9 protein-coding genes, 1 riboswitch and 1 other annotated feature are annotated in these 16,636 nt (G+C 30.2%); of the genes, 3 read left to right on the forward strand and 6 right to left on the reverse strand.

Going from position 1 to position 16,636, the window contains the following annotated elements:
- Window positions 1-175 precede the first annotated feature (175 nt).
- Together yidA and ACWW38_RS05880 are read left to right on the forward strand one after the other, a co-directional pair.
- Window positions 176-1,009, forward strand: coding sequence for a sugar-phosphatase (gene yidA, locus ACWW38_RS05875; RefSeq protein WP_456259869.1), 834 nt, complete (start codon window positions 176-178; stop codon window positions 1,007-1,009).
- Between the two features lie 67 nt (window positions 1,010-1,076).
- A complete protein-coding gene (locus tag ACWW38_RS05880; RefSeq protein WP_456259870.1) occupies window positions 1,077-1,982 on the forward strand; it encodes an HAD-IIB family hydrolase in 906 nt (301 codons plus the stop codon).
- A 17-nt stretch (window positions 1,983-1,999) separates the two neighbouring features.
- On the opposite strand, the gene trpS is transcribed toward ACWW38_RS05880, so the two are convergent.
- Both trpS and ACWW38_RS05890 read right to left on the reverse strand, forming a co-directional pair.
- Window positions 2,000-3,007, reverse strand: coding sequence for a tryptophan--tRNA ligase (gene trpS, locus ACWW38_RS05885; RefSeq protein ID WP_456259871.1), 1,008 nt, complete (start codon window positions 3,005-3,007; stop codon window positions 2,000-2,002).
- Window positions 3,008-3,126: 119 nt separating this feature from the next.
- Window positions 3,127-3,361, reverse strand: a binding site (T-box leader).
- 130 nt (window positions 3,362-3,491) lie between these two features.
- On the reverse strand, window positions 3,492-3,866 hold the full coding sequence (locus ACWW38_RS05890; protein WP_456259872.1) for a desulfoferrodoxin: 375 nt from the start codon (window positions 3,864-3,866) through the stop codon (window positions 3,492-3,494).
- A 184-nt stretch (window positions 3,867-4,050) separates the two neighbouring features.
- Between ACWW38_RS05890 and ACWW38_RS05895 the strand changes: the two genes are divergently transcribed.
- Window positions 4,051-4,272, forward strand: a complete 222-nt coding sequence (locus ACWW38_RS05895; RefSeq protein ID WP_456259873.1) for a hypothetical protein — start codon at window positions 4,051-4,053, stop codon at window positions 4,270-4,272.
- Between the two features lie 70 nt (window positions 4,273-4,342).
- Here the strand turns inward: ACWW38_RS05895 and ACWW38_RS05900 are convergent, their stop codons facing one another.
- The 4 genes from ACWW38_RS05900 to ACWW38_RS05915 form a co-directional block, all read right to left on the reverse strand.
- The gene (locus ACWW38_RS05900) at window positions 4,343-12,997 is read right to left on the reverse strand and encodes a GH36-type glycosyl hydrolase domain-containing protein (RefSeq protein ID WP_456259874.1); all 8,655 of its coding nucleotides are present in this window, start codon (window positions 12,995-12,997) and stop codon (window positions 4,343-4,345) included.
- Window positions 12,998-13,167: 170 nt separating this feature from the next.
- Complete coding sequence (gene lysA, locus ACWW38_RS05905; protein WP_456259875.1) at window positions 13,168-14,469, reverse strand: diaminopimelate decarboxylase; 1,302 nt, start codon at window positions 14,467-14,469, stop codon at window positions 13,168-13,170.
- A 34-nt stretch (window positions 14,470-14,503) separates the two neighbouring features.
- Complete coding sequence (locus ACWW38_RS05910) at window positions 14,504-15,703, reverse strand: aspartate kinase (RefSeq protein WP_456259876.1); 1,200 nt, start codon at window positions 15,701-15,703, stop codon at window positions 14,504-14,506.
- 142 nt (window positions 15,704-15,845) lie between these two features.
- A riboswitch (Lysine riboswitch) is annotated at window positions 15,846-16,018 on the reverse strand.
- 102 nt (window positions 16,019-16,120) lie between these two features.
- Window positions 16,121-16,537, reverse strand: a complete 417-nt coding sequence (locus tag ACWW38_RS05915; protein WP_456259877.1) for a hypothetical protein — start codon at window positions 16,535-16,537, stop codon at window positions 16,121-16,123.
- Window positions 16,538-16,636 lie beyond the last annotated feature (99 nt).

The raw sequence follows: 16,636 nt of genomic DNA on the forward strand, positions 1-16,636 counted from the left end.
CTGTTGAATTATACACTTTCGATTTTTAGCACCTTACTTTGTACTTTCAATGCCGCCATTTTGTCGCATTATTCTTATATTACTAATTACAATTAAAAAATGTTATAATATTTATTGTTATTAAAGTTAAACTTAATATAGATTATAAGATTAAAACAAATACGGAGGCATTTGAATGTACAAATTAATTGCACTTGATATGGATGGCACTTTATTAAAAGAGGATAAAACAATATCTAAAGAAAACTATGAAGCTATACAAAGCGCTAGAGAAAAAGGTGTAAAAATTGTTTTAACAACTGGAAGACCTAAAAAAGGAATTGAGAATTATCTAGAAGAATTAGATTTAGTTGACGATGATGAATATTGTATAACCTATAACGGCTCTCTAATTGAAAATTCTAAAACCGGAGAAATACTTACCAAGACATTAATGACTTTAGATGATGCTCATTTTTTATATGAATTAAGTAAAAAGCTAGATGTAGATATACATGCTTTAACTACAACAGGGTGCATCTCACCTAGGTATAATAAATATACTGAATTAGAAGTATCTATGAATAATATTCCTTTTGAAGAAGTGGATTTTAATACTATAGATCCTTCTACTGAAATAGTTAAATTTTTATTTGTAGGATCTGAAGAAAAAATTTCTTCAGTAATAGAGCAATTACCCAGGGAATTATATGAAAAATATACTATAGTAAGAAGTTATCCACTTTTCTTGGAATTCTTAGATAAAAATGTAAGTAAGGGTGCTGCAGTAAAAACTTTAGCTGAAAGACTTGAAATAAAACAAAGCGAAGTTATATGCATAGGGGATGCCGGAAATGACATCCATATGATTCAATACGCTGGACTAGGTGTTGCCATGGGAAATGCCTTTCCTGAAGTTAAAAAGGCTGCAAATTATATTACTTTAACTAACGAAGAAGATGGAGTAGCTCATATTATAGATAAATTTATTTTAAGTGATTTTGAACTTGATTTACTACTTAATAGCTAGATAGTATAAGTAATATGAATTAATATAAACATCATTTTTAGGTTTGATTGTTAGGAGGTGTTGTGTGATGTATAAGCTTATAGCTATTGATATAGATGGTACTTTATTAAAAAATAATAAAACTATATCACCTGAAAATTTTCAAGCAGTAAAAAAGGCTAAGGAAAAGGGTGTAAAAATTGTTCTATCTACAGGAAGGCCAATTCAAGGACTTGAGAAATACTCACAGCAATTGGGTTTAAGTGAAACTGAAGATTATGGAATTGCTTGTAGTGGCGGATTTATTAAGTGTTTAGGAACTAATGAAGTAATATTCGAAAGCACTTTAAAATTAGATGAATTTAAATATTTATATGCTCTTTCTAAAAAGCTAAAAATAACTTTAAACGCCCTTACAAGAGATGTAATATTGACTCCTACTTTAAATTTAACAACACAAATAGAATCTTTTTTATCGAATTTACCTATGAAGATCACTAACTTTGATACTATAGATGAATCTACAATTATAAATAGAATCGTATATATAAATGAAACTGAAAACTTTGCTAGCCACTTAAAACGTGTAATTAAAAGAAATAATATAAACTATAATCCACCTTCAAGATTAGATGGAAATGAATCTTTATCTTTTGATAAAAATAATCTTCCAAATGAATTGTTAGAAAGATTTACTGTATTAAGGCCTTCTTCAAATACTTTAGAAATTTTGAAAAAAGGTGTTAATAAAGGTACTTCAGTAAATTTGGTAGCAGAAAAGTTTGATATAAAACCTGACGAAATAATATGCATTGGAGATTCAGATAATGATCTAGATATGATTAAATATGCTGGCCTTGGTGTGGCTATGGGAAATGCTCCAGATGAGGTTAAATCTGAAGCTAATTATATCACTTATACTAACGAAGAAAATGGACTTGCTCATGTTATAAATAAATTTATACTTGAAGAAAATGAAGAAAAAGCAGTGTAAAAACTGCTTTTTTCTATTTATCTTGGAATAAATCCAATCTTCTTTTGCATCTTTCTAAGAGTTTTATTAGCAATATAATTTGCTTTTTCAGCTCCCTTTTTATAAATAGACTCTAAGTATTCTTTATTAGATGTCAATTCCTTAACCTTTTCTTGAATTGGAGATAACTCTTCTACTATTGCTTCTGCTACATCTTGCTTAAACTGAGCATAGCCCTGACCTTCATACCTTCTTTCTATTTCTTCAAAGGTTATTCCCTTAATTACACTTAAAATTGTCATAAGATTTTTAACCCCTGGCTGATCGTCACTATATTTAACAGTTCCTAAACTGTCAGTTACAGCCCTTGATATTTTCTTTCTGATAACTTCTGGTGTATCCATTATAAAAATATATGAATTAGGGTTATCTGATGATTTAGACATCTTTTTTGTTGGATCTTGAAGATCCATTATCTTAGCTCCCTCTTTTGGTATATATGGATCTGGAATTTTAAAAGTAGGGCTATATGCACTATTAAATCTTTCTGCAATATCACGTGTTAATTCTAAATGTTGTTTTTGATCTTTTCCTACTGGAACTAGATCTGCTTGATATAAAAGTATATCTGCGGCCATCAACACTGGATAGTTGAAAAGTCCCGCTATTATATTGTTACCATACTTTTGAGATTTATCTTTGTATTGTGTCATTCTTCCAAGTTCGCCCATATATGTGTTGCAATTCAAAAGCCATGCAGCTTCTGAATGAGCTGGAACATGTGATTGTATAAATAATGTGTTCTTATCAGGGTCAATACCAGCAGCTATATATATTGCAAGAACTTCTAATGTTCTTCTTCTTAAGTCCTTTGGTTCCTGTCTTACTGTTATAGCATGCATATCAACTATGCAATAATAGCAATCATAGTCATCTTGAAGTTTAACCCAGTTTTTTAATGCTCCTAAATAGTTTCCTAATGTCAATTCTCCAGAAGGTTGTATTCCACTAAATATAACCTTCTTTTGTTCTGTATTTTCCACCATTTATCCCTCCATTTTATTTTATAATATGTAAATTTGGCTATGTTTTAAGAGATTATTAATGACCTATAATATCGAAAATAATTCTAAAAAATTAAACCCTATATAACAATTATCTTGTTATATAGGGCGTAATATACACGCGGTACCACCTAAATTCAAAACACCTAATGGTTTCCTTTTAAAGATACATAACGTATCCTGTCTTTATATCGTAAGACCACGTTTAGAACTACTCTACTTCATCCTAAAATCTCAAAGACCCATTCAGCTTAAGCATAGTTGCTGTAATCTCACCCTCTACAACTCTCTAAAAACTTGTTTTTAAGCCTACTTGCTTCTTATCATTGATTAAAATTTTACTTTTTTAAATATAATATTCTTATTATTAACTTTTGTCAATACATTTTAACTTATACATTAAATATAACCTTAAGATAGAGCATAGACTCTATCTTAAGGTTATTCTATTCATAGGAATATATAATTATTTTTTCCAAAGTCCGTGTAAATTACAATATTCTCTTGCATATAGAACTTCTTCTTCAACCATAAATACTGCTTCTGGTTTTTCACCTGGTTTTAAATATTTTCTATATACTTTATTCTCAGTGTGTATTTCTATCCATTCTATATGATGTTCTTCAAGCATTGGATGTTCTACTTCTCCAACTTTAACTTTTACTCCACCTTCTATTTTTTCAATAACTGGAACATGCTTTTCATTTGCAGCGTCTACTGTATTCTCTCCTACTAGTCTCATAGGTTTGCCACAGCAAACTAAAGTGCCTCCTGCACTATGAATTACTTCTACCATATTTCCGCATACATCGCATTTGTAAACTTGTCTTAATTCTGTCATCTTATATCATCCTCCTAGAAATAATATTAATTCTCACTTAATAATTATATTCTACAAAGATCATTATTATCCTCCTTTTTTTCAAAACTTTTCTTATAAAATATTAATATTAATTAAAGTAATTATTTATTTTAGTGAAATACTAAATCTTGAAGATAATCTATTTAAAAAGGAGATGAATTAGTTGACTAAGAAAAAGCGTATGGTTTATGGTCCTAATCAAAGAGGATATTTTGAAATAGACCCACCCAAAATGAGATCCTATTCTAAAGTAGATTACACACCTCTACCTAATCCTATACAAGATTCTATTGTTACAAATAACATAGCTTATTCAGAATTCGATTATACTTATAATGGAGAAGAGGATATATGGGGAGAAGATTATTGGGATGATTATTTTTAAGTATAACTTAATATAGTTTATAGAATAAATAATTTAAGAACTCCATGTTTATTATGGAGTTCTTAAAAATTTACTTAACCAAGTCTTGTTTTGCTGTCTTCAGTCCAATATTTTTACTTTCTAATATGACTTCTAATTTATGATCACCGCTATCCAAAAGCGGCACTATTCCATCTTCAAGGAGTTTTCCATTGAGAGTTACCTTTGACTTTTCTCCTCTTGAAACCTTTATAAAGTACTTACAATCATTGTCTCTAGTGTACTCTATTTCGAATTCTTTCCATTCATCAGGTATAACCGGCTCTATTACGAATCCTTGTTTTCCTTTAAACTTAAGCCCTAATATGCCCTCTATTGCCACTCTGTACATCCAACCTGATGCGCCAGTATACCAAGTCCAACCTCCTCTACCCAAATGAGGTTCTCTTCCATATACATCTGCTGCCATTACATATGGCTCAACTTTATATCTTTCACAGTCATAATAAGATTTTGTATGATTAATAGGGTTTAGCATGTTATAAATTTTGCAAGCCTTATTACCGTCTCCAAGCTTTGCCATAGCTAGCACAACCCAGGTTGAAGCATGAGTATATTGGCCCCCATTTTCTCTTACTCCTGGTACATATCCTTTAATATATCCAGGTTCTAAATTACTATCTGCAAAAGGTGGCGTAAGTAGAAGAACCATTCCTATATCTTCTTTAACTAAATATCTTTCTAAAGATGACATAGCTTCCCTAATGCGATCACTATCACCAGCTTTAGATATAACTGCCCAAGATTGGGATAATGAATCTATCTGACATTCATCATTTTCAACTGAACCTAGTGGTGTTCCATCATCAAAATAAGCTCTTCTATACCAACTTCCATCCCATGCATTTTTATTTAAATTTTCTTTTATGAAATCTTTCATTTCATCATATCTTTGAGCTCTATATTCATCATTTTTGGATTTACTTATTTCTTTAAAATCATCAAGTATGCTATATATAAACCATCCTAGCCAAACACTTTCTCCTCTACCTTTGTTCCCTATCTCACTCATTCCGTCATTCCAATCTCCTGATCCCATGAGAGGTATATTATGTGGTCCAAATTTTAATGATTTTTCTATAGCCTTTATACAATGTTCATATATGGTTCCAAGCTTTTCAGATCTTTTCGATACAGTATATCTTTCATCTTCTCCTTCTTTTAAAGATGCATCTTCTAGATAACCTACTTTTTCATCTAATATCTCATAGTCACCAGTTCTCTTTATATAATCTATTGTTACGTATGGCAACCACAGTAAATCATCTGAAAATCTTGTTCTAATTCCACTATCAACTACTGGATGCCACCAATGCTGCACATCTCCTTCCAAGAATTGCCTTGTAGCACTGTATAATATATGCTCTCTAGTCATATTAGGATTTACATAGCCTGCAGCCATAACATCTTGAAGTTGATCTCTAAATCCAAAAGCTCCTCCTGATTGATAAAATGCGCTTCTAGCCCAAATTCTACATACAATAGTTTGATATAACAGCCATCCATTTAGCATTATATCCATAGCCTTATTAGGAGTTTTTACTTTAATAGAATGAAGTAATTTGTTCCAATATTCTTTAATAGTCTTTAGTTCAGTTTCAACATTTTCAGCTTTAATATATTTTTCTATAACTTTTTCTATTTTTTCTATACTTTCATCTTCCCCCATAATTACAGTAAGAATCTTTTCTTCACCATCCTTGAGAGTAAATTTAGAGTTTTCTGCAATACAAGGATCCATACCAGCTCCTACAGAGTTAGACAATCCTACTTTACTTAATGCTTCTGGATGTTCTATATTTTTTCCTCTTCCTATAAACTCTGTTCTACTTCCTGTAAAACTTTCTTCCTCTCCACCTGCAATTTTTAAATATGCATAAAGATTATTGAAGCTATCACTATATGGATTTTCAGCATAAATATATTTTTTATCATTGTTTAAGTAAGTAACTATATGTGTTGATGTATTTTGGGGCACAACTCCTAGAACTGTCTGAGCAAAGTAAGTTAATGATAGCTTTCTATCCACATTAGATTTATTTTTTAACTTAACTTTACAGATCTTTACATTATCCTCACGCGGCACAAACATAGTAACTTCCCCTATTATGCCATATGCATGATGCTTAAAATTTGAGTATCCAAATCCATGTTCTATAATATATTGCTCATTATCTCTAATAGGTTTAGGAGTTATACTCCATACATCACCACTCTCTTCATCTCTAACATATAGCGCTTCAGCTGGCGTATCGCTTACCCAATCATTAGACCAAGTTGTGATTTTATTTTCTCTACTATTTTTATACCAAGTGTATGATGAGCCACTTTCTGATACAATAAATCCAAAGTTTTCATTTGCTACAACGTTAATCCATGGAGCTGGAGTATTTTTACCTTCATTTAAAACAATTACATATTGATCATTTTTTAAATCAAATCCTCCATATTCATTAAAAAATTCTAAGTCATTTACTTCAAATTTATATGGATTATAGGTACGATTATCTTCTTTAGTAGGAGCCAGCTTACTAGTTGCAATTTTAGGGAGATCTTTGTTAATTTGGTTTATTACTAATCCACTATCTCCTTCTATTACAATTCTAGATATAGCCATTAAAAGTTTAATATCTTCTTGCTCTATGATAGACTTACTGTTTAAAAATACTCCTCCAGGCTTATTTTGTTTATCTCTAGCATGGCTTGTAGCTATTAAATCTCTTATTCCATCTTGAAGCGGTTGAGTATAAGCTACATTTTGGAGATTTAAAATTACTAAATCTACTTTTAAACCTTTTATACTCCAGTATTCATGCGCATTTAGCATCTGTCGAACTAGATCCTTATGTTTTTCTTCTTTTACTATAACTAGAACTATAGGTAAATCTCCAGATATACCATATTTCCATAGAGCTGATTGCCCTCTAGCAACATCTTTTATATAGTGCTCTCTATCTTTGTATAGATTGCTTAGATATAATATTTTAGCTGCCATGTTCTGATATAGGTTTGCCTGTGGTGACTTTATTCCTAAATATTTCATCTCCACTATACCTTGACTACATGCAATTTCAAATACTCTATCTATACTTTTCATTTCTTTATATTTATTTGCAAGCTCTATAGCAGCTTCTCTTGAATCTGTTACGGCTGTAGTGTAAGAGATCTTAGAAGTTTCTCCTGGCTCTATTTTAATCCTCTTTTTTATACTTATTATTGGATCTAACACAGCTCCTACAGTATTTTTAAGTGGAACATCTTCCTCAACAGCTAAAGGATGTGTTAGATTATTTCCCCTCCCAATAAAGTTTACTCTACTAGTTTCATATTGAGTTGTGCCTATTGAATTTCCTTCTAAGGCTATACATTGAACAACATAAGGCTTCTTTTGTCCTTTTGCCCTTGGCCTTCTATTTGCAATTATACACTCAGGTTCTTGAATAAATTCACTTCTTATAAAAAGATTACTAAAAGCAGGATGAACTATATCAGAGTTGAGAGGAGCTAGAGTTACTTCGCAGTAGGATGTAATTTCTAAAACCTTAGTTTCATTTCCGTTATTTGTTAGACAAATTCTTCTTACCTCTGCATCATCTTCACTAGATACTGTAATCTCTGTATAAGTTAATATATCTCCATCTCTTCTTTTAAATTCAGCCTTATCTTGTGAAAAAATAACTTCATAGCTATCTCCTTCATTTTTGCATGGTTCATAAGTAGCACTCCAATATTTTTTCGACTTGATATCTTTTATATAAAAGAACATGCCACTACCTTCTAAGGTTACATCTTCTTTCCATCTATATATTGTCATGTCTTCTTTTTTACCATATCCACTTCCACTGTTTGATATCATAAGAGAATAGCTTCCATTTGAAAGAAGTTGTATCTCAGGCAAAGGAGTCTTAGCTGTATTGTATCTTCTAACAATTATATTTTGCTTTTCTTCTTTTAATTCTGTTAGATCAAATCTTTGTTCTCTTTCATAGACTACTCTGTTTGGAACCTTTTCCTGAAGAAGTAATTCTGTAGCCTTTACTTCAGAAATGTTATGAAATCTTTTTCTTAATATATTATCCTTTAAAGCATTATCTAAGGCCATTAAACTCATTCCTTGGTGATGAACCATAAAGCACTTTACTATTGAACCTTCATTTCCTTTTGGTATCCTATCCTTAGTATAGTCTATAGCTTCATATAAACCATATCTACCTTCTAATCCTCTATTTATAAGTTTATTTATATTATTAATAGACTCTAGAGTGTCTACTTGCAATGCTAAAATAGTAGAGTAAGGTGATACTACCAATTCATTTTTTAGTCCTCTTTTAAGTCCTATACCTGGAATTCCAAAGGCTTTATATTGATAATTTAAGCTTACATCAAAAGCTCTGTAAGCTGACTCTGATATTCCCCAAGGAACTTTTTTCATATGAGCATATCTTTTCTGACCTTCAACTATGGCTTTATAAGTTTGAGTTAAAAGTGTATTTGGATATGGTTTCATAATTAATAGGGGCATTAAATATTCAAACATTGTTCCGGTCCATGAAACAAGCCCCTTATTTCTTCCTATTATTGACATAGACCTTCCTAGCTTAAACCAATGCTTAACATCTACATCTCCCTTAGCTATGGCTATAAAGCTAGCTTGACGTGCCTCTGAAGCTAATAAATCATAATAACTTTTCCCTAAACTATCCCTTTCTACATCATATCCTATAGAGAAAAGTCCTCTCTTTTTATCATATAACATTTTAAAATCTGTATTTTTAACCATATCATTTACTTTATTTTTTAAGTTTTCTATTTTCTCTATAAACTTACTAGTTTCAGAAGCGGTATTCTCTAATAGTTTCTTTAATTCCAAATCTATACCATCTAAAATTATTTTATCAATTTCTTCATTGATACATTTCAGCGGTATTTTAAATGCTAAATCATTTAATTTACTGTTTAAATCATTTTCTCTTTCATCATATTTATCCATAAAATCAACATAAGAAAAAATATTATTAACTTCATCTAAAAGATTATTTATGTTTATCTTTATTTTATTGTTCCAATAGGAATTTTTCTCATTATAAGATTCTTCAATTTTTGAGCACTTGTTCAACAACAATGAAAGATATTTTTTTAATGAAACTAAATCTGTATCTATATCTTTTAAATTATTTAACTCACTTTCATAATAATCTTTGATCTGGAGCTCTTTATATATTTCCTCATTTGCAAGGGAAAGAGTATCCTGAATGCCATCTTTAATATCTTTATTGATAAAAGAAACATTTTTATACTCCTCTAATGCTTCTCCTATAACCCATAGATACCCAACTAAGTTACCACTGTCAACTGTTGATACATATCTAGGATGTAGCGGCTCTTTAGTTATAGTATTATACCAATTGAATAAGTGGCCTTTATATCCCTGTAAGCTTTCTATATTTTTTAATACTTTATCTATTCTATCTATATTTTCAATTAATCCAATGTATCCAAAATCATAGGCAACCAAATTTGATGTAAGTCCCATAGCTATATTAGTGGGAGATGTTCTATGGGCAACTCCATTATTAGGATCTTCTTGATAATTGTCTGGTGCTAACCAATTATTCTCTTCATTAACAAAATCCTCAAAATAAGCCCATGTCTTTCTTCCAATTCTTCTTAACATTAATTTTTGTTCTCTAGTTATTATGCAATTTTTTTCTTTTATTTCTCCACTTATATACCAAGCTACCCATGGACTTATAAACCATACTATACAAGATGGAATCATAAATATTCCTTCATCTATAGATTTATTAAAAGCTAATGCCAATAATATTACTGCTATTAAACTTCCCATCCACATTGCACTTATATAATCTTTTAATCTTTTTCCAGATTTCGCTTCAGCATCAGCAGCAGTCTGCCACTCTAGAAGATTTTTTTTACTTACAAATACTCTGTAAATAGTTCTAACTATAGCATCTACCATAAGATAGGCAACATAAGGTAAAAAACAAAATATAAGAAATACTTGCTCTAGAGCAGTTTTGCTGCTATTTATTTTACCTGACATGCTGATTCCCCTTATTGGTGATGATACAGATTCTGTAACATCAAATAGCAGCGGGCTTATTAAAGCCACTATAGCTGCCATAATCCATTTGTCATCTCCATCTGGTAAAATATCAAATGATAAGGCGATTAGCAAAATTATACAAGGAGCTAGTAAACTTCTTCTTAAATTGTCTATTAACTTCCACCTTGATAATGGCTTATTAAAATTTTTCTTTCTAATCCAAGGAAGCAACTGCCAATCTCCACGAACCCATCTATGGAGTCTTTTAGCACTTGCTATATAATAAGCAGGATAACCATCGATTAATTCTATATCAGTAACAAGAGCGGTTCTAACATACTCTCCCTCTAAAAGATCATGGCTTAATACTGAGTTTTCAGGCACTTCATCTCTTAGCATATAATTAAATGTATCAATATGGTAGATACCCTTACCGGTAAAAATACCTTCTCCAAATAAGTCTTGATAGACATCTGATATAGCTGTTGTATAAGTATCTATTCCAGTCTCCCCAGAAAAAATTCTTGAGAAAATAGTTTTATTAGCACTTAAGGTGCTGATACTTACCCGAGGTTGCATTAATCCATATCCTCTTATTACTCTTTTTTTATCTTTATCAATACAAGGCCTATTTAAAATATGGCTCATGGCTCCAATTAACTTTTTAGCACTGTCTCGCGGAAGTTGAGTATCAGAATCTAAAGTTATCACGTATTTAGCTTTATAAAGCTGTTCTATATTTCCGCTTATAATATCGTAACTTGTATTTTTATTTCCTCTGATTAGAGAGTTAAATTCTACAAGCTTTCCTCGTTTTCTCTCCCACCCTAGCCATATTCCTTCTTTTTCATTAAATTGTCTATATCTACTGAAAAAATAAAATATATCTTCTCTATCTTTACAATATTTCTTATTAAGTCTTTCTACATCTTTTAAAGCAGCTTCTATTATACGTTTATCATCTTTATTTTCCTTTTCGTTGCTATCTTTAAAATCACTTAAGATTGCAAAATATAGATTTTTATCTAAGTTAGCTAAATAATATACTTCCATACTACTTATTAATTCATAAGCTCTCTGCACAGTATCTATAATTGTTGGAATTACCACTATAGTTCTATTTTCTTCTCCAATGCCCTGTTCTAATTCTATTTTAGGCACAAACTTTGGAGTGCTTAAATTGTTAATACTCCAATTAAAAAAAGAAGTTACTATTTCACTACATGGTATTATAAGTACTAGAGCAGCAATTATATATCTCCATAAAATTTTTTCTGTATCATTTATATAACTTGAACTAAGGAATATAAGCATCATAACGATAGTTCCAGTTATTATAGTTCCTATGTAATATTGCACCGAATGTCTTTTTGTAGTATTTTTAATACTATTCAACCCTTTATCCTTAAACCCTGATTTGGATTTAAGACATTCTACTCCATTGTCTATAATATAATACCCTACATGTTTTTCATATTCTTTGCCTTCAATCATTTCTGCTTCTTTAGCACATTGAATTGCCTTTTTAGCTATAAAAGATTCAGGTTTTTTCATAACACGTGCTAACTTTTCTATCTTATGTCTATAATAATCCCTAGATTCAAAATCCATGCTAGCATATATATTTGCAGGATCATTTCTCAATACATTTTCAACAAAACTTAGTCTTTCAAAACTTTCTCTCCAATTTAACGCTTCTACCTCTCTAATAGAATTAATTGAATTTCCAATAGAAAACTGGTATGAAGCTTGTTCTTGGTGATCTAAATTTATCATTTTTTCAGAATTTGTTTCTTTCAATTCTAGCTTTTCATCTATCCAAATATATATCTCCGGAGAGTCTACCCCATTATCTCTCAATATTTTCAATAATCTTTCTGTAAAATGTGAAGTAAAATCTATATCTTCTTTAGAAATCTCTTGAATTTCTCTAGTTACTTTTTTACTTTCCACTGAACTTATTAATCTATCTGCAATTATATCGGCCTTTTCTTTTTCATTTGAATCAAATACTATTTTTTCAGTAATTTTGCTTATATTTTGTATTAGTGCTATTCTAAGCATTATAGGTAACGCCCAAATTTCACCACTGGTTAGCACAGAATTAGTTTGATATGCTTTTACAAATTTTTCTATAGTATCCTCATCTATATTTCCGTCAGTATGTGATACTAATTCAACTGCTATATGATAGACTCTTGGGTAGCCTTTCATTATACCTTTATCTATTATGGGCAGATTTTTATAGTATGTTTTAGGCATGTTATATTTAATATGTTTATATTCTTTTTCAATTAAATATAAATTATCTAAAATCCATTCAGAAGCTGGAGCTACTTCTCTTTTATTTCTAACATCTTTATCTATATGATCATAACCCTCTATTATTTTCTTGTAACTTAAATCTAAACTTTTTATAAGTTTTCTTCTACAATTTGTATTTTTTGTATAAGAATCATTTCTTGATATTTCTATAGCGTGTTTTTCTAAATCCTCTTTATTGATATCAATTACTGGGATGTCCCCTAGTATATTATTTTCAACCTTTTTTCCATTTTTTAAAGTTACATAAAGAGTCATAATAATAGCTACAGATATAAGTGTTATTATATAAGACATTTAAAGTCACTCCTTCATTACATTTATATCACTGTAAAATTTTATGCCTAACTATTGTTCCCCAAAAAGCTAAGATTAAACAAAAATAAAAAGGAACTTATGCTAAAAAACTATTAACATAAGTTCCTTTTTTATATTTTTTAAATTTTGATGGCTAATTTATTGTTTGGCTATAACCTAATTTCATTGGCAATTAAGTCTTCGTATGATTGCCTCTTGCAGATTACTTTTGCGTTTCCATCCCCTACTAAAACTACTGCCGCTCTAGGAATTTTGTTGTAATTACTAGACATAGAATAGCCATAAGCTCCAGTGCTTAATACAGCTAATATATCTCCACTTTCTACTTCTGATATTTCAACGTCATTTAAAAGTATATCTCCTGATTCACAACACTTTCCTGATATTGTTACAGTTTCTCTAGATATAAAAGATTCTACCTTATTAGCAATCACACATTCATATTGTGCTCTATATAATGCAGGCCTTATATTATCTGTCATACCCCCATCTACAGCTACATACTTTCTTACTTCTGGTATTTGCTTAATTGCTCCTACTGTATAAAGAGTAGTACCTGCATTTCCTACTATAGATCTTCCTGGTTCAATAGTTAATGATGGTAAAGTTATCTCTAATTCTTCTGAAACCTTTTCTGCTTCATCTAATATAGCTTCACAGAATTCATTAAATTTTCTTGGAGAGTCTCCACTTTCATAATAAATTCCAAAGCCTCCACCTAAATCTAATTCCTTGATTTCAAATCCTAATTTATCTTTAACCTCTTTTATTAAAGAAAGCATTATTCTAACTTCTTCTCTATAAGGTTCGATTTCAAAAATTTGAGACCCAATATGACAATGAAATCCCATTAGCTCTATATTTGTGTGCATATTAGCTTTTTGTACGGCTGTTAATGTTTGATTTTCAAGTAATGTAAATCCAAATTTAGAATCTACTTGACCAGTTTTTATATACTCATGAGTATGGGCTTCTATTCCTGGAGTTATTCTTAACAATACCTTTTGAACTTTATTGTATTTTTTTGCTATTTCATTTATTTTTTCGATTTCATAAAAATTGTCTGCAACAAATCTTCCAACCCCTAGCTTAATTCCCATCTCTATTTCTTCTATAGTCTTATTATTTCCGTGGAAATATATCTTTTCCATTGGAAAACCGCTTTTATAAGCTGTATATAATTCTCCTCCTGAAACTACATCAAGATACAATCCTTCTTCATCTATAATTTGACACATGGCTATGGTTAAAAAAGCTTTCCCGGCATAAGCTACTCTATTTATACTTTTGTCAGCCTTAAAACTTTTATAAAACATTTTACAATTATCCCTAATTAATTTTTCATCCATTACATAAAGCGGAGTTCCAAATTCCCTAGCTAATTCAATAGTACTAATACCACCTATACATAATTGATTATTTAATATTTCCATAGTTCCAAATAATTTCAATTTATAAGCCCCCATTCAATATAATATTCACCAACTAAAGATTAAATTCTTTTGCTATGATTTGAATAGCCTTTGTCTTATCTTCTTGGCTTATAGCACAAGTAATTCTTATCTCAGATGTAGTTATCATTTTCACATTTATATCATTTTCACTAAATAACTTAAACATTCTTGCTGCAACTCCTGAAGTATTCTTCATTCCAATTCCAACTACTGAAAACTTTGTAATGTTATTATCTATAGATATATACTCATCTTTAGCAAAGTTTTTAATTATACCCATGCATTCTTCCTGTTCATCTTTTGGAATTGTAAAGGAAACATTCACTTTGCCATTTAATGGTGCTGTTTGACTTATCATATCTATATTAATTTTTCTGCTTCCTATAGCTTCAAACAAATTAGATAATATATTTATATCTGAATTTATCTCTTTCAAAGTTACTGCTATATCATCATCACTGGTAGCAAGTCCTGTCACTGGCTTACTCTCTAAGTTCATTTTATCTACCCCCTTAATAACCGTTCCTTGGATATCACTATTACTCAATCCTACATATAATGGGATTTCGTATTTTTCAGCCAATTCGATAGATCTTGAATGCATAACTTGAGCTCCTAAACTAGAAAGTTCCAGCATTTCTTCATAATCTATTGCATCTAATTTCTTGGCATCTTTATATTTTCTAGGATCAACACTATATATTCCATCTACATCTGTGTAGATTTCACATATAGCACCAAGCTTTACTGCTAATGCTACTGCAGAAGTATCTGATCCACCTCTACCTAATGTGATTATATCTCCTTCATTATTTATTCCTTGAAATCCTGCTACAATTACAATTTTATCTTGTTTTAAACTTTGTCTTATTCTAGTATCATCTATATCATCAATTAATCCTTTTCCATATTGTCCAGTAGTTTTAACTCCAATTTGGTAAGCTGTATAACTAACTGAATTATATCCTAACTCCTTGATAGCCATAGATAGCAGTGCACAAGACATCATTTCTCCCGTAGATAGCAACGCATCAAGTTCTCTTTTATCGGGATTATTAGATATTTGTTTTGCCAGTGAAATTAAATCATCTGTAGTGTCTCCCATAGCCGATACTACAACTACTAAATCATCTTTTTTCTTTTTTCTTTTTACTAATGTTTCAGCAATCTTTTTAATTTTTTCAGTTGTAGCAACAGAACTTCCTCCGTATTTTTGTACTACAATTCCCATTTTTCAAGCCCCCTTATAATGTAGCATGAGACATCATTATAACTTATAATTTCCTAATAAATAAAAAAATATTGCGACAAGGACACCCTCGTCGCAATATAATTATACGAATGTAATATATATAATATATTTCGAACTCAGTGTACCTTGTAGCTCTCCACGTAACTTATTACGCGACAACTTTACACATATTTTGTGCAAAGCCAGAAAACAATTTTGCCATCTTATTTTCTTCGGCCATAATTCCTTTTTCTATTCCTCATAGTCCGCCGACTCCGAATAAATACTAATAATTACAGCACCTCTACCCTAGGTAACCAACGTATTATTAAATTTTTATATTTCTAAAAATTAAATTATTCATAGTTTAACATGAAAATTATAATTATGCAACTATTTTTATAAAAACTCGTTACTCTATATTTTGGTAATTAAATGTACTACAATTGCTATTATTAATATAAATGAAATTCCTCTATGTATTTTTACCCAACCACCATTGACCTTCTTTTGTATCCGTGTTCCGAAAACCCCCAGTGAAAATACTAATATCATAGCTATTGCTGCTATAATACCTGTATAAGATAAAATACCCTGAGTTGTATATATAACAATAAAATGTATACTTACAGCTACAGTTGCAATAATTCCAAACAATCTATGATATCTTATAAAGTATCTCATAATAATTCTATAATTTTTTGCTAAACTAGGATTTTCTTTTGATACATTATTTATAAATTTTCTATTCACATACTTAATGAAATAGTTAAGTACAGCAAGTCCAAAAGCTACAGCTGTAATCCATCCTAAAAATTCACTTAATTCTTCCATAACAACTACTTCCTTTATTCTGTTTTATTGAATCTATTATCCCACATGATATTTATAGACACAATCACAGAATTTCCTTGTATATATGCATATTTGACA

The sequence above is a fragment of the Clostridium sp. JNZ J1-5 genome (assembly GCF_053901425.1).

Excerpts from the sequence above, each read along its gene's own strand:
- ACWW38_RS05880 (WP_456259870.1), top strand. The coding sequence starts at position 1,077 with ATGTATAAGCTTATAGCTATTGATATAGATGGTACTTTATTAAAAAAT.
- ACWW38_RS05915 (WP_456259877.1), bottom strand. The coding sequence starts at position 16,537 with ATGGAAGAATTAAGTGAATTTTTAGGATGGATTACAGCTGTAGCTTTT.
- ACWW38_RS05910 (WP_456259876.1), bottom strand. The coding sequence starts at position 15,703 with ATGGGAATTGTAGTACAAAAATACGGAGGAAGTTCTGTTGCTACAACT.
- ACWW38_RS05900 (WP_456259874.1), bottom strand. The coding sequence starts at position 12,997 with ATGTCTTATATAATAACACTTATATCTGTAGCTATTATTATGACTCTT.
- ACWW38_RS05890 (WP_456259872.1), bottom strand. The coding sequence starts at position 3,866 with ATGACAGAATTAAGACAAGTTTACAAATGCGATGTATGCGGAAATATG.
- trpS (WP_456259871.1), bottom strand. The coding sequence starts at position 3,007 with ATGGTGGAAAATACAGAACAAAAGAAGGTTATATTTAGTGGAATACAA.
- yidA (WP_456259869.1), top strand. The coding sequence starts at position 176 with ATGTACAAATTAATTGCACTTGATATGGATGGCACTTTATTAAAAGAG.